This window comes from Flavobacterium flabelliforme, assembly GCF_017948675.1.
In the GTDB taxonomy this organism is placed as follows: domain Bacteria; phylum Bacteroidota; class Bacteroidia; order Flavobacteriales; family Flavobacteriaceae; genus Flavobacterium; species Flavobacterium pygoscelis.
Genome location: NZ_JAGFBU010000001.1, coordinates 1,042,332 through 1,055,937 on the forward strand (window position 1 = coordinate 1,042,332; position 13,606 = coordinate 1,055,937).

Here is a 13,606-nt window from a genome sequence, read left to right on the forward strand (position 1 = left end):
ATTATGTATCAAGAAATAATAGCCTTCGTTGTACTTGGAATTGCTATTGCTTTTCTAATCAAAAAATTCTTTTTCAAAAGTAAGAAGTCAGATAAAGATTGTGGAAGCGGTTGTGGAAGTTGTGGTTAATTGTACTGCATATAACCTATTTCTAAATAATAATCCTCAGGCTTTATAACCTTCTTCACATTTGGATACGGACTAATTGTTAAACTATTAATTACTCTTTGACTTTGATTTAGATAGGAATTTATCCACTTTAAGTTTTCTGCATCAATAGTCTTCGTTAAAACCATGGTTTTTTCTTCAATAAATTTTGAATCTTTGTAAACGGCTACTATCGCAGAAACTTGGCCAGCCCAAATACAATCTACACCTGTAGGACAACGGGAATCTGTTAATACTTCTTTCAACAGTAAATGATACCCTTCTCCTTCAATACAACTGTTTAGTTTCACTTTAATGAATTTTTGCTTCGCTACAGTATTATTTTGAGCCATAGCGATGGAGCTAAGTATAATAAACAGAAATGTTATAACTTTTTTCATTGTCAGTTTTTTTAATTTTGTGATAAATGTACACTTTTCTAGCTTTAAAAGTAAATAAAAACTTACCCTAAGGCAACATCTAAAACCATCATTATAATAAATCCGCCCACAAATCCCATCGTGGCAATATCTGTATTTTTATCTTGTTGTGTCTCTGGAATTACTTCTTCAACGACTACAAATATCATCGCGCCAGCGGCAAAAGCTAAAGCATAAGGTAAAATTGGCGTAAAAAAAGTTACAGCAAAAGCGCCTAAAACAGCTGCAATAGGTTCTACCAATGCTGAAGATTGTCCGTACATAAAACTTTTCCATCTGCTCATTCCCATTCTTCTCAATGGCATCGCAACAGCAATTCCTTCTGGAAAATTCTGAATTCCAATTCCAATGGCTAAAGTAACTGCACCAGCAATAGAAGCTTCTGGAATTCCGGCGGCAACACCTCCAAAAAGTACTCCAACCGCTAAACCTTCAGGAATATTATGTAATGTAATTGCAGAAACTAGCAAAGTAGTTCGTTGCCAAGGCGATTTAATTCCTTCACTGACTTTAAAATTAATATGAAGATGCGGCAACACTTTGTCGATTCCAAAAATGAACAAAGCGCCCAGAAAAAAACCAATTGCCGCAGGTATCACTTTTGCAAAACCTTCGCCTCCTGTCATTTCTATGGCTGGAGCCAATAAACTCCAAAAACTAGCAGCAACCATAACGCCACCAGTAAAACCAAGCATTCCATCAAGAACGGTACGGTTCATGGTTTTAAACATAAATACAAAAGAGGCTCCTAAAGCAGTAAGAAACCAAGTAAACAAACTGGCGTATAAAGCTGCTAAAATAGGATCGATAGCAGTGAAATAATCAATTATAGATTGAAACATAATTATTTAACGTATATGTTACTAGCAATTTTATTGGATATCATGATCTCTTTGTTTCCCACACGAATTCGGTAAGAAGAATCAAAACTTTCTTTTTCTAAAATTTGAATTTGCGAACCCAAAGCAATTTCTTGCTTGTCTAAATATTGCAAAAAATCTGAAGATGTATCTTTGACACCCACACAAATTCCAGCTTGATTTTTTTCTAATTCAGAAAGCAGTCGTTTTTCTATTTTGATGATCATTCCATTAGCATCTGGAATAGGATCTCCATGCGGATCTTCAGTAGGATTACCAAGAAAATCATCCAATTTATTGATCAATTTCTCCGATTTAATATGCTCTAATTGCTCGGCAATATCATGAACCTCATCCCAAGAAAAATCTAATTTTTCCACTAAAAAACATTCCCAAAGTCGGTGTTTTCTAACAATCATTTTTGCAGCGAGTAATCCTTGCGTTGTTAAGGAAACCCCTTGGTATTTGATGTAATTAATCAAATTCTTTTCGGATAATTTCTTAAGCATATCAGTAACAGATGAAGCTTTAGTTTCCATTTTTTCAGCAATGGCATTGGTACTTATGGCATCTTCTGAAGCCGAAGTGAGATGGTATATTGTTTTGAGATAATTCTCTTCTGAATAAGTCATTTGATTTCTGATTAAGGATTACTATTTTTTTAGCCCAGATAGCAGTGGAAATCCTTTTAAAATTTGCGCCCTTTAGCAAATTTTAAAAGATTGTAACGGATAGCTGGATTAGCTCCAGGAAAACATTAATTTTTAACAATTAGCAACGGAATAGATATTTTATGTCTCAATTTATCCACAGTAGTTCCAAAAATTAAATCTTTAAATCCTGTGTGACCGTGTGTTCCCATTACTAAAATATCAAAATTTTCTTTGTTGATAATGATTGGAATTACTTTGGCTGGATCTCCAAATCCTAACTTTATGGCAACGCTAAAACCTTTAGCAGATAGCATTTCTTTATATTCATTTAGCAGTTTTTCGTCAATTAATGTTTCATGATCATCTACTTTTTCACCGTACACCATTGCTCCTACCGTTTCTACGATATGTATTAAAGTGTACTCTGCATTTTTGCCACCCAACTTAAAAGCAGTATTTAAAGCTACCTCATCAGAATCAGAAAAATCTACCGTTACAGCAATATTTTTATGAGTTAAAGTGCCCAATTCTTCAAATTTTAATTTCAAATTGTGTGGCGAATGATTTTGAATATTGATTTTTGATTTTGAAACGAAAGGTTTGAAAATGATATAGAAAAGCAATAGTAGAAAAGCGAACGCCAAAGGCACCACAGTCAACCATAAAATAAGTGGATTTTCAGCAGCTTCCAACCAACCTTTTATTTCGTCATATACCAATTTAACATTTAAGGAAACAATAATTAAAGCAACAGTCCAGCCCGCAATTTGAGTGATTCTGCTAATATGAAATCCTTTCATTTTTGTTTTATCGCTCACAAAATGGATTAAAGGAATAATAGCAAACCCTAACTGTAAACTTAAAATCACTTGACTAAAAATCAACAGTTTTCCGGTCACTCCGTCTCCAAAAATACTGATCACAACCACAGCCGGAACAATAGCGATTAATCTTGTAATAATTCTGCGCACCCAAGGTTGGATTCTTAAATTAAGATAACCTTCCATAATAATCTGACCGGCTAATGTTCCTGTAACGGTCGAACTTTGCCCAGCAGCAATAAGCGCAACTGCAAATAATATAGGAGCCCATTTAGTTCCTAACAGCGGTGCTAAAAATTTATGCGCATCTTGAATTTCGGCGACTTCGTGCATTCCACTTTTATAAAATGTGGCTGCTGCCAAAATTAAAATGGCGGCATTTACAAAAAAAGCTAAATTCAAAGCAATCGTCGAATCAATAAAATTATACTTTATCGCTTGTTTAATTCCAGAAGGTGTTCTGTCAAACTTTCTGGTTTGAACCAAAGAGGAATGCAAATATAAATTGTGAGGCATTACGGTTGCTCCAATAATTCCGATTGCAATATACAGCGCCGCTTCATTTGGCATAGAAGGAATTAAGCCATATAAAACTTTATCTAATTCGGGTTGTGCAAAAAACATTTCGAAAACGAAAGAAACTCCAATTATCACAACTAAAACGATAATAAAGGCTTCCATTTTCCTAATTCCTTTATTGATAAGAAACAAAAGTAAAAACGTATCTAAAACGGTAATAAGTACGCCTTCGATCAACGGAATATCAAATAGTAAATTGATACCAATGGCCATTCCTAAAACCTCAGCAAGATCACAAGCCGCGATAGCAATTTCGGCCAGAAAATAAAGAATGTAATTAATGAATTTTGAATAAGTAGCACGAGAAGCTTGAGCCAAATCGAGCTGTGTTACGATTCCTAACCGGGCACTAAAACTTTGTAATAACAAAGCCATAATATTACTCATCAATAAAACCCAAAGTAAGGAATAACCAAACTGGCTTCCTCCGGCAATATCTGTAGCCCAGTTTCCGGGATCCATATACCCCACACTAATTAAGTAAGCTGGTCCTAAAAAGGCTAGTATTTTTCTAAAAACTGATTTTTTATTTTCTGTCGAAACTGATCCGTGGACCTCTTCTAATGATTTACCCATCTTCAACTATTTGAAGCAAATATAATTATGTTTTTTTGCTTTATCAAATATAATTTTTAGATTTGGCTAAAAATTAATTAAGTCTATATGAAAAATACAATAACTTTAATCTGTTTGTTCACAGCAATACTTATTCAAGCGCAAAATGGTACTAAAATAAAAGGTACGGTAGTTTCAAAAAATGAGGTGGTTTCAGGTGTGGTTATTACACTTTATCCAACAAAGAAAACAACCACAACAGATGCAAATGGAAGATTTAGTTTTGAAGCAATAACCTCAGGAACCTACGAAGTTCAAGTTAGCGGAATGGGTTTTCAAACTGCTAAAAAAAGGATTAAAACAGAAGAAAATGAAGTGCAAATCGTTGATTTCGATTTGACTAATTTTCAAAATGACTTAGCAGAAGTTGTTGTAACAGGTACAAAAACATTCAAGAGACAAACCAAAAGTCCTGTGATTGTGAATGTTTTAGACAGTAAAACATTAAATAACTTACAAGTCTGTAATTTATCTGAAGGCTTAAAATTCCAGCCCGGACTTCGAGTAGAAACTGATTGTCAGACCTGTAATTACCAACAACTACGGATGAATGGTTTAGCTGGAGGTTATTCACAAATATTAATAAACGGGAGACCACTTTTTAGTCCGTTAATGGGATTGTATGGTATGGAGCAATTACCCGTAAATATGATTGAACGCATTGAAGTAATTCGCGGCGGTGGCTCTTCATTATACGGATCTAGCGCAATTGGAGGAACGGTAAACGTGATTACTAAAATTCCTAAAAAAGATGCTTTCGAAATCAATTCGACCTATTATAACATCGATGGTAAAAGCAATGACTACAATTTAAACGGTAATGCAACACTAGTAAATGAAGATAAAAATGCAGGAATTTCTTTGTTTATGACACATCGCGAAAGACAGCATTATGATGCTAATGGTGATAATTTTTCTGAAATCCCATTGATTGAGAATAATTCTATTGGTGCTAATTTCTTTTTACTTCCAACAGACAATCAAAAAATAGAGTTGAGTATTAGCAATTTGAACGAATATCGTTTTGGAGGTGAAATAGTTGATAAACCCGCCTATTTAACATTACAGTCCGAAGAAAGAAAACACAAAATATGGATGGGAAGTCTAGATTACCAAATTAATTTTGACAATCAAAAAAGTTCTTTAATCACTTATGGAGCATGGCAAAACACAGATAGAAAGCATTACACTGGTACATTTCCTGAAGACCCAATTGCCATTCAAAATCATTTAGAAAATCCTCCTTATGGAATTTCAAACACACAAACATTACAAGGCGGAATTCAATTTAATCATAAATTAGAGGATTTCTTAAAAGGAACCAATACATTAACCATTGGGACTGAATATATTTCTGATAAAGTTTTTGATGAAATTAAATCATACAACTACATAGTAGATCAGCACACAAAAGATTTTGGATCCTTTCTGCAAAGCGACTGGGAAATTTCACCTAGTTTAGATTTGCTTTCTGGTGTTCGTATGGATGCTCATAATTTAGTTGATAAAGTTATATTTAGTCCAAGAATCTCATTATTGTACAAATACAAAGACAATTCGCAATTCCGATTAAGTTATGGCACAGGATTCCGCGCTCCACAAGCTTTTGATACTGATTTGCATATTGCTTTTGCTGGTGGCGGTGTTTCAAGAGTAATTTATGATCCTAACTTAATCGAAGAACGATCTAAAAGCTGGAGCGCTTCTATAAATTATGACAAGGCAACAGAAAAATTTATAGCTGGTTTTACTTTAGAAGGTTTTTATACACATTTAAAAGATGCCTTTATACTTCAAAATATTGGCGAAGATCAATTTGGTCAAATCTTTGAAAAACAAAATGGAGACGAAGCCACCGTTCAAGGTATTACGATTGAATTGCGTGCTAATTACAATAAAATAGCACAGTTAGAATCCGGTTTTACTTTTCAAACTAGCCAGTTTTCTAAAGCTATAACGTATATAAATCGAATTACTCCAACACGAGATTTCCTGAGAACGCCAAACCAATACGGTTTTGCCAATCTTACTTTCAGCGCCACTGAACGACTAAAACTTAATCTAAACTATGTTTTTACAGGTTCTATGAAAATAGCTCACTTTGCAGGAGCAGAAAATCAAACTACAGATGAGTTTTTAAATACTAAAACCTTTTCAGAACTCAACAGCAAAATAGCCTATACTATTCCAAGCGAAAAATACAAGATGAACTTTGAAATTTATGGAGGAATAAAAAATATTTTTAATCAATATCAAGCCGATTTTGACATTGGTAAAAACCGTGATAGTAATTATGTTTACGGTCCCGGATTGCCTAGAACAACTTTTATTGGAATTAAAATTTCTAATTAAATTTCTAATTCTTACACTTTTTCATACTTTGGTTTTTCAAATTAGAAGACCTACTTTTACTTTTTAAACAAAGAAATGAAACATTACGATTACATTTTTACAGGCACTGGTTTAGCAGGTTTAATGACAATTTATAAAATGATTGAATCCGGAAAATTTGATGATCAATCTATTTTGTTAATCGATGAAAACACCAAAAAAGATAATGACAGAACTTGGTGTTTTTGGGAACAAAACGAATCAAAATGGGAAAAAAGTATTTCCAAGAAATGGGATTCGGCTTTGTTTACCAATGCTACATTTAGTCGGGATCTTGATTTAAAACCGTATCAATACAATATGGTTAAAGGACTGGATTTCTACAATCAAGTATTCGAATTGATTTCGAAACAAAAAAATATTACTTTTCTAAACGAAAAAGTGACTGACATCAATGAACTTGAAAATCATGTTTTTGTAGCAACACCTTTAGAAAACTTCACTTGTAGTAAAGTAATCAATAGTATTTACAGAAAATCAGAGGTCGAAAACCAAACTAATTATCCGCTTTTGCAACAGCATTTTATAGGTTGGTTTATAAAATCTAAAGAGCCTGTTTTTAATACTCAGCAAGCTACTTTTATGGATTTTTCGGTTGAACAAAGAGGAAATACTCGTTTTATGTATGTTTTGCCTACTTCGTCGACGGAAGCTTTGTTAGAATACACCTTATTTTCCGCTAATTTATTACCGAAAGAAGAATACGAAAACGAGATTATCAAGTACATTCAAAAACTTGGAATCACAGATTATGAAATAGTGGAAAAAGAACAAGGAAGTATCCCGATGAGTTGTTATCCTTTCTGGAAAAAGAACACTAAAAAAGTACTGAATATAGGAACAGCCGGCGGATGGACCAAAGCCAGCACAGGTTATACTTTTAAAAGTTCCGATAAAAAATCAACAGAATTAGTCGCTTTTTTACAAAAAGGAACCGATTTAAATAAATTTCATAAAACAACGAAATTCTGGTTTTATGATTTGTTGCTTTTGGATATTTTATATCGAAAGAACGAATTAGGAGCTTCGATATTTTCGTCTCTATTTAGAAAAGGAAGTCCGGCTTTGATTTTTAAATTTTTGGATGAAGAAACCACTTTCGCCGAAGATCTTCAAGTGATCTGGAAATGTCCTAAAATGCCTTTTATAGATGCTTTAGTCCGTTCAGGCAGGCATTTATTTCAATAAAAATAATGTCTATCAAACAATAACAAAACTTTATACTACACATAATGGAGTTCTTTTTAAACTTCGTAACTTTGCTTAATTAAAATTAATACTTAAAATACAACGATATGTATCCAGAAGAAATGGTAATGCCAATGCAAGCGGAATTAACGTCTGCAGGTTTTCAAGATTTACATAGTGCTGAGGCAGTAGATAGCGCAATAAAAGCAGAAGGAACAACTTTAGTGGTTGTGAATTCAGTTTGTGGATGTGCAGCAAGAAACGCTCGTCCAGGAGCTAAAATGAGTTTAGATGGTGCTAAAAAACCAGACCATTTAATTACTGTTTTTGCAGGAGTTGATAAAGATGCAGTTGATGCAGCGAGACAACATATGTTTCCTTTTCCTCCTTCTTCTCCAGCTATGGCATTGTTCAAAAACGGTGAATTAGTTCACATGTTAGAGCGTCACCACATTGAAGGTCGTCCAGCTGAAATGATTGCAGAAAACTTGAAAGATGCTTTCAACGAGTATTGCTAAACCAATAAAAAGTCAAACTAAAACCACGTTCATTCGTGGTTTTTTTATTTGGAGCCACATCCAGCTATTCGTTTCAATCTTTTTAAAAGCTTCCAGCCTTTATAAGGCTGGAAGCTTTTAAAAAGGATTTCCACTACTATCTGGGCTAGCAAGCATAGAAAATCTAATATAAATAATTCCATTATTTGTATATTTGTTTTAAATAACTGACAATATTCTATTTTAAAACAATAAGAAATAATATAAAATTTAGTGAAACTTTACAAAAAATACTCCCATTTGGTTATCTATTCCTTGTTATTTTAGGGATATTAAAAGAAAGTATTTATTACTATCAAGTTGGAATAAACATTTTAAAGTATTCTAACATAATGGATATATTAATCAGTCCAATTGCTGACTTAACATCAACTCCTTTAATACTTTCAGTATTCATTGTTTATCTAATAATTCTATACATAATTAATTTACTTATCACCAAAAACTCTAATAAAGATTGGTTGAAGAAAAGGATTAACTTAAAAAAGCCTATTTCAGAAATAACTGAAGAGGAAGTAAAAACATTTTGTAGCAAACTAATTATAGGCATATTTGCGGTTGGCCTACTATCGTTTTTCCTTGGAATTGGACTAGGCAGTGGCGTTAAAGTGGCGAAAAAAATATCTAAAAACACCCTCAATTACGATTATAAAATGAAATTTGGCGATGACGAAATAAGCGACATCTTCCTAATTGGATCAAATAGTTCCTATTATTTTTATGTTGAAAAAGGAAGCAGGAATGTCAAGATATCTCCCGTTTTGGCAATCAAATCAATAGAAATAATAAAAAACAAAAGACTTAATAAATAAGTAGTAATAAAAAAAACGAACTACTCTAGTTAAAAACTCAAGGTACTTTGAACAGGAATAATAGAACAAAAAAGTGATAATATCCACAAATTACACCAAAGGTAGGAATTTGGATAATTTAAAATGACACTAATCCTACTATTAATATATTGGTCTTTTTTCTATCAAATAAATTCCTATTACTGTCGATAAAACATTCAGATACTTCAATCATTTTCTTAGAAAATTGTCATTCTGACGAAGGAAGAATCATAGTTATTTGAGCAATTTACAAAGATTCTTCGTTCCTCAGAATGACAAAATAAGCGCAAAATATTCTTTCAACTTCAAGAATAATAGCCCAAATTACTTCACAGAAATATATTTCCACAGGAGTTCAGTAAACTTTGTTTGCAGCGGCATCCTCTTGTTGTAGCGCTAGCGAAAACAAGAGATATAGCAAAAAGCTGGAAGAAGCTCCTACAAATTAAACCTTTCATAAACTTTGCGAACTTTACGGTTAAATTATCTACTTTTGCAAAAATAATTTTTCACACTTAAACTGTTTATAGCATGCAACTGTATAACACCTTAAGCGCAGAAGAAAGAGCCATCATGATCGATGATGCCGGAAAACAAAGACTTACTTTGTCTTTCTATGCTTATGCGCAAATTCAAAATCCAACACAATTTCGTAATGATTTATTTCTGGCGTGGAATCCTTTAGGCGTTCTAGGTAGGATTTACGTAGCTCATGAAGGGATAAATGCCCAACTTTCGCTACCAGCCGACAATTTCTATGCGTTTAAAGATACGATAGAAGTTTATGACTTCATGAAAGGAATCCGTTTGAATATTGCCGTAGAACATGATGATCACTCCTTTTTAAAACTAACCGTAAAAGTTCGTGACAAGATTGTTGCCGATGGTTTAGTGGATGAAACTTTTGATGTAACCAACATTGGAATACATTTAAAAGCGAAGGAATTCAATGATTTATTAGAAGATCCCAATACTATTGTAGTCGATATGCGCAATCATTACGAGAGCGAAATCGGTCATTTTACAAAAGCCATAAAACCAGATGTGGATACTTTTCGCGAAAGTTTGCCTATCATCGAAGAACAATTAGCGGAGCACAAACAAGATAAAAAACTGTTGATGTATTGCACCGGAGGAATTCGTTGCGAGAAAGCCAGTGCCTACTTTAAACACAAAGGTTTTGAAAATGTGTACCAATTGGAAGGCGGAATTATTGAATACACGCGCCAAGTAAAAGAACAAGGTTTAGAAAGTAAATTCATCGGTAAAAACTTTGTATTTGATCACCGCTTGGGCGAAAGAATCACAGACGACATCGTGTCTCAATGCCACCAATGTGGCAAACCTTGTGATGTACATACGAATTGCGCGAATGAAGGTTGTCATTTACTTTTTATTCAATGTGAAGAATGTGCATCAGCTATGGAAGGCTGTTGTTCTTCCGCTTGTGTAGATATAATTCACTTGCCTGAAGAGGAACAAAAAGCAGTTCGACGAGGAATAAAAAATGGCAACATGATTTTCAAAAAAGGAAAATCAGAGGTGTTGACTTTTAAAAACAATCAAGATCCATTGGCTTTGGTTCCAAATCTCACGGAATTAGCCGAAACAAAAACAGCTCGCAGAGTGGCTACTGTTTTGAAAAAAGAAACAAAAATTAAAAAACAATACATAGGAAAAGGAACTCACTTTTTTCCAAAACCAAGCGTTGCTCAATTTCTAATTGAAGAAGGAGAAATAAAAATTGGTGATAAAGTCTTAATTAAAGGAACCACAACTGGGGAACAGCAAATGATCATCGAAGAAATGTTCGTGAACGACATTGATGCTACAATCGCGACTTCGGGAGACACTTGCACCTTTAAATTACCTTTTAGAATCCGTTTGTCTGATAAATTATATAAGGTTTTAGACTAATTTTTAAACAGATTCACTCATCACCTTTGTCAAAATTTAAAACTTGGCAAAGGTTTACTTCATACAATAATGACAACAACAAACAAAATAGAACTTATGGCTCCCGCCGGGAACTTTGAGTCACTTCAAGCTGCAATAGACAATAATGCAGACTCCGTTTACTTTGGCGTAGAGCAATTAAACATGCGCGCTCGTGCCACGGTAAATTTCACAATGGATGATTTACCAGAAATTGCGCGTCGTTGCGAAACAAAAAAAATAAGAACTTATTTGACTCTGAACACCATAATCTACGATCACGATTTATCTGTGGTTAAGACTTTATTAAACAAAGCCAAAGAAGCCAATATTACAGCCGTAATCGCGTCTGACCAAGCCGTGATTGCAATGGCAAGAGGAATTGGAATGGAAGTTCATATTTCGACGCAGTTGAATGTGACTAATATTGAAACCATAAAATTCTATAGCTTATTTGCCGATACGATGGTTTTAAGTCGGGAACTGAGTTTGCGACAGGTGAAAAGTATTACCGAGCAAATTAAGAAAGAAGAAATTAAAGGACCAAGCGGAAAATTGGTTGAAATTGAGATATTCGGTCACGGTGCTTTGTGCATGGCGGTTTCTGGAAAATGCTATTTGAGTTTACATTCCAATAATTCATCGGCCAATCGTGGTGCTTGCAAGCAAAATTGCCGCAAAAAATACACGGTTATCGATCAAGAAACGGGTTTTGAGATTGAACTCGATAACGAATACATGATGTCTCCAAAAGATTTATGTACCATTGATTTCTTGGATCAAGTAATTGATTCTGGCATTCAAGTTTTAAAAATTGAAGGTCGCGGTCGTGCTCCAGAATATGTGGCAACCGTAATAAAAACCTACCGTGAAGCGATAGACAGTTATTATGAAGGCAAATTTACAAAAGAAAAAGTGGCAGTTTGGATGGAAGCGTTGAACACTGTTTATAATCGAGGGTTTTGGTCAGGATATTATCTCGGACAAGAATTAGGCGAATGGAGCGATGTTTCGGGATCTTTGGCGACTCAGAAGAAAGTATATGTTGGAAAAGGAACGCATTATTTCCCAAAAGCAGCGGTTGGACAATTTGAAATTGAGGCTTACGATATAAAAGTTGGCGATAAAATTCTAGTGACAGGGCCAAGTACCGGCGCACAAGAAATGATTATCGAAGAAATGCAAGTAAATAACACTGCTGCACAAAAAGCAACAAAAGGAGACGATTGTACTTTAAAGTTGCCGTTCCGAATCAGAATGTCCGACAAATTATATAAAATTGTAGAAGCCTAATGGTTATCATAACGTTACAAAGAGACAAATGTATTGGGTGTAATTACTGTGTAGAAATGGATCCAGCGCATTTTCAGATGTCTAAGAAAGACGGCAAATCAGTGTTGATTCACTCCGTAAATGCCAAAGGTTTTTACACTTTAAAATCAGCTGATCACACCATTGTTGAAAGTTGTGAACTGGCTGCGAAAGCATGTCCGGTGAAAATTATTTCGGTTAAAGAAACTTAGTCCTACTTCTTTTTGAAAAGAATTTATAAAATGAAATTAAATAAAAAACAGCTGTAAGAATAACTCTTACAGCTGTTTTTATTTAAAAATTACTGGATAGCTATTACCACCAACCCACAACCGTGTAATATACATTTTCAGATTTAGCATACGCTAACGAAATATCTCTAGCCGCTTTCAAAGCTGCTTTTTCTGAGGCAACATCATCTTGGTAAACTTTCATTCTAAAATTCCATTCTCTTTTTTCATCCGAAAGAATTTTTGCTGCAATTTGATTTGAAAAAGCTTGTGCTTCTTTGTAACAACTTGCATTTGGATCAATCATCGCTAAATATTCACTCGCATTTGTAGCGCCATATTGGTCTTGATTTCCTACCCAGCTTGTTTTTGCATTAGCTAAATAGCTTTTACATTCTTTATCAATTTGCTGTTTGTAAATCACTTTTGTAATTGGAACTGCTTTGTTATAACACTCTTTGCAAGCAACAGGAATTGAAGATAATTTGTATAAACCTGCGTCATATTGCCCTTTCATAGCATAAGCTTTTGCTTCAGCAATAATAGCATCGCATTTTTTATTGTAAAATTCAACAATTTTTAACTTGCCTTTATTTACAAAAGTCTGATACTGCGGATCATTTGTTTTTAAGTTTCGCAATGCAGCCATGTAAGCTTTGGTTTCATTTTCGCCAACTCCTTTTAATGTCACAGAATGAGAAGAAAACTTAATTCCTTCCATACCGTCACCAATGTAAAGATTCACTTCTAGGGTATAAGCTTGCATCGGCGGTGCAGTGGGTGTAATATTTTTAGACAGAACTACAATATTGGCTGTAATAATAAATCTAGAATCACCACCACTAACGCCCATACCATTGGCAGTAACAATTTGTGAGAGTTTGTTTTCTAAATTATTTCTAGCTATTTCTGTTATTCCTTCCACTTGGTCAGAAACGTAAGGCGTAAGCTCAATTAATGAAGCAGCGTCTGATTGATTGCTTTGCGCATTTACAAATGCAACACAAAACAAGAATACAGTTGAGATTATTTTTTTCATCGTATTG

At 34.0% G+C, this 13,606-nt stretch carries 13 protein-coding genes; 8 read left to right on the plus strand and 5 right to left on the minus strand.

The features are described from left to right. Positions 1–3: 3 nt before the first annotated feature. Entirely contained in the window at positions 4–129 is a 126-nt protein-coding gene (locus J3S90_RS04585; protein ID WP_188049190.1) for a FeoB-associated Cys-rich membrane protein, read from the plus strand. Here the strand turns inward: J3S90_RS04585 and J3S90_RS04590 are convergent. The 4 genes from J3S90_RS04590 to J3S90_RS04605 all read right to left on the minus strand — a co-directional run bounded on the left by J3S90_RS04590 (position 126) and on the right by J3S90_RS04605 (position 4,076). Next, positions 126–548 carry a hypothetical protein gene (locus J3S90_RS04590; protein ID WP_210645035.1) on the minus strand — a complete coding sequence of 141 codons (423 nt, stop codon included), beginning with the start codon at positions 546–548 and terminating at the stop codon, positions 126–128. The two genes, J3S90_RS04585 and J3S90_RS04590, sit on opposite strands and share 4 nt — an antisense overlap. A gap of 62 nt (positions 549–610) precedes the next feature. Beyond that, positions 611–1,429 carry a ZIP family metal transporter gene (locus J3S90_RS04595; RefSeq protein WP_210645037.1) on the minus strand — a complete coding sequence of 273 codons (819 nt, stop codon included), beginning with the start codon at positions 1,427–1,429 and terminating at the stop codon, positions 611–613. Between the two features lie 2 nt (positions 1,430–1,431). Continuing rightward, complete coding sequence (locus tag J3S90_RS04600; protein ID WP_210645039.1) at positions 1,432–2,079, minus strand: metal-dependent transcriptional regulator; 648 nt, start codon at positions 2,077–2,079, stop codon at positions 1,432–1,434. Between the two features lie 125 nt (positions 2,080–2,204). Further along, positions 2,205–4,076, minus strand: a complete 1,872-nt coding sequence (locus J3S90_RS04605) for an Nramp family divalent metal transporter (RefSeq protein WP_210645041.1) — start codon at positions 4,074–4,076, stop codon at positions 2,205–2,207. An 87-nt stretch (positions 4,077–4,163) separates the two neighbouring features. On the opposite strand from J3S90_RS04605, the gene J3S90_RS04610 reads away from it, so the two are divergent. The 7 genes from J3S90_RS04610 to J3S90_RS04640 all read left to right on the plus strand — a co-directional run bounded on the left by J3S90_RS04610 (position 4,164) and on the right by J3S90_RS04640 (position 12,542). Further along, positions 4,164–6,467 (plus strand): TonB-dependent receptor, encoded by a 2,304-nt coding sequence (locus J3S90_RS04610; protein ID WP_210645043.1) that lies wholly within the window; start codon positions 4,164–4,166, stop codon positions 6,465–6,467. A gap of 75 nt (positions 6,468–6,542) precedes the next feature. After that, complete coding sequence (locus J3S90_RS04615) at positions 6,543–7,694, plus strand: lycopene cyclase family protein (protein ID WP_210645045.1); 1,152 nt, start codon at positions 6,543–6,545, stop codon at positions 7,692–7,694. A gap of 107 nt (positions 7,695–7,801) precedes the next feature. Further along, positions 7,802–8,212, plus strand: a complete 411-nt coding sequence (locus J3S90_RS04620; RefSeq protein ID WP_188049197.1) for a BrxA/BrxB family bacilliredoxin — start codon at positions 7,802–7,804, stop codon at positions 8,210–8,212. Positions 8,213–8,583: 371 nt separating this feature from the next. Continuing rightward, positions 8,584–9,063 carry a hypothetical protein gene (locus tag J3S90_RS04625; RefSeq protein WP_236023880.1) on the plus strand — a complete coding sequence of 160 codons (480 nt, stop codon included), beginning with the start codon at positions 8,584–8,586 and terminating at the stop codon, positions 9,061–9,063. Positions 9,064–9,615: 552 nt separating this feature from the next. Further along, a complete protein-coding gene (gene trhO / locus J3S90_RS04630; protein WP_210645047.1) occupies positions 9,616–11,001 on the plus strand; it encodes an oxygen-dependent tRNA uridine(34) hydroxylase TrhO in 1,386 nt (461 codons plus the stop codon). A 69-nt stretch (positions 11,002–11,070) separates the two neighbouring features. Next, the gene (locus tag J3S90_RS04635) at positions 11,071–12,312 is read left to right on the plus strand and encodes a peptidase U32 family protein (RefSeq protein WP_210645049.1); all 1,242 of its coding nucleotides are present in this window, start codon (positions 11,071–11,073) and stop codon (positions 12,310–12,312) included. Further along, positions 12,312–12,542: a ferredoxin gene (locus J3S90_RS04640; protein WP_188049201.1), complete on the plus strand. Its 231-nt coding sequence runs from the start codon at positions 12,312–12,314 to the stop codon at positions 12,540–12,542. The genes J3S90_RS04635 and J3S90_RS04640 overlap by 1 nt, the downstream gene beginning before the upstream one ends. Positions 12,543–12,645: 103 nt before the next feature. Here the strand turns inward: J3S90_RS04640 and J3S90_RS04645 are convergent, their stop codons facing one another. Then, entirely contained in the window at positions 12,646–13,599 is a 954-nt protein-coding gene (locus tag J3S90_RS04645) for a hypothetical protein (protein WP_210645051.1), read from the minus strand. Positions 13,600–13,606 lie beyond the last annotated feature (7 nt).

What these genes read in the sequence shown, in the direction of transcription:
- trhO (WP_210645047.1), top strand. Translation starts at nt 9,616, where the DNA reads ATGCAACTGTATAACACCTTAAGCGCAGAAGAAAGAGCCATCATGATC.
- J3S90_RS04625 (WP_236023880.1), top strand. Translation starts at nt 8,584, where the DNA reads ATGGATATATTAATCAGTCCAATTGCTGACTTAACATCAACTCCTTTA.
- J3S90_RS04585 (WP_188049190.1), top strand. Translation starts at nt 4, where the DNA reads ATGTATCAAGAAATAATAGCCTTCGTTGTACTTGGAATTGCTATTGCT.
- J3S90_RS04595 (WP_210645037.1), bottom strand. Translation starts at nt 1,429, where the DNA reads ATGTTTCAATCTATAATTGATTATTTCACTGCTATCGATCCTATTTTA.
- J3S90_RS04590 (WP_210645035.1), bottom strand. Translation starts at nt 548, where the DNA reads ATGAAAAAAGTTATAACATTTCTGTTTATTATACTTAGCTCCATCGCT.
- J3S90_RS04640 (WP_188049201.1), top strand. Translation starts at nt 12,312, where the DNA reads ATGGTTATCATAACGTTACAAAGAGACAAATGTATTGGGTGTAATTAC.
- J3S90_RS04605 (WP_210645041.1), bottom strand. Translation starts at nt 4,076, where the DNA reads ATGGGTAAATCATTAGAAGAGGTCCACGGATCAGTTTCGACAGAAAAT.
- J3S90_RS04645 (WP_210645051.1), bottom strand. Translation starts at nt 13,599, where the DNA reads ATGAAAAAAATAATCTCAACTGTATTCTTGTTTTGTGTTGCATTTGTA.
- J3S90_RS04610 (WP_210645043.1), top strand. Translation starts at nt 4,164, where the DNA reads ATGAAAAATACAATAACTTTAATCTGTTTGTTCACAGCAATACTTATT.
- J3S90_RS04620 (WP_188049197.1), top strand. Translation starts at nt 7,802, where the DNA reads ATGTATCCAGAAGAAATGGTAATGCCAATGCAAGCGGAATTAACGTCT.
- J3S90_RS04600 (WP_210645039.1), bottom strand. Translation starts at nt 2,079, where the DNA reads ATGACTTATTCAGAAGAGAATTATCTCAAAACAATATACCATCTCACT.
- J3S90_RS04615 (WP_210645045.1), top strand. Translation starts at nt 6,543, where the DNA reads ATGAAACATTACGATTACATTTTTACAGGCACTGGTTTAGCAGGTTTA.
- J3S90_RS04635 (WP_210645049.1), top strand. Translation starts at nt 11,071, where the DNA reads ATGACAACAACAAACAAAATAGAACTTATGGCTCCCGCCGGGAACTTT.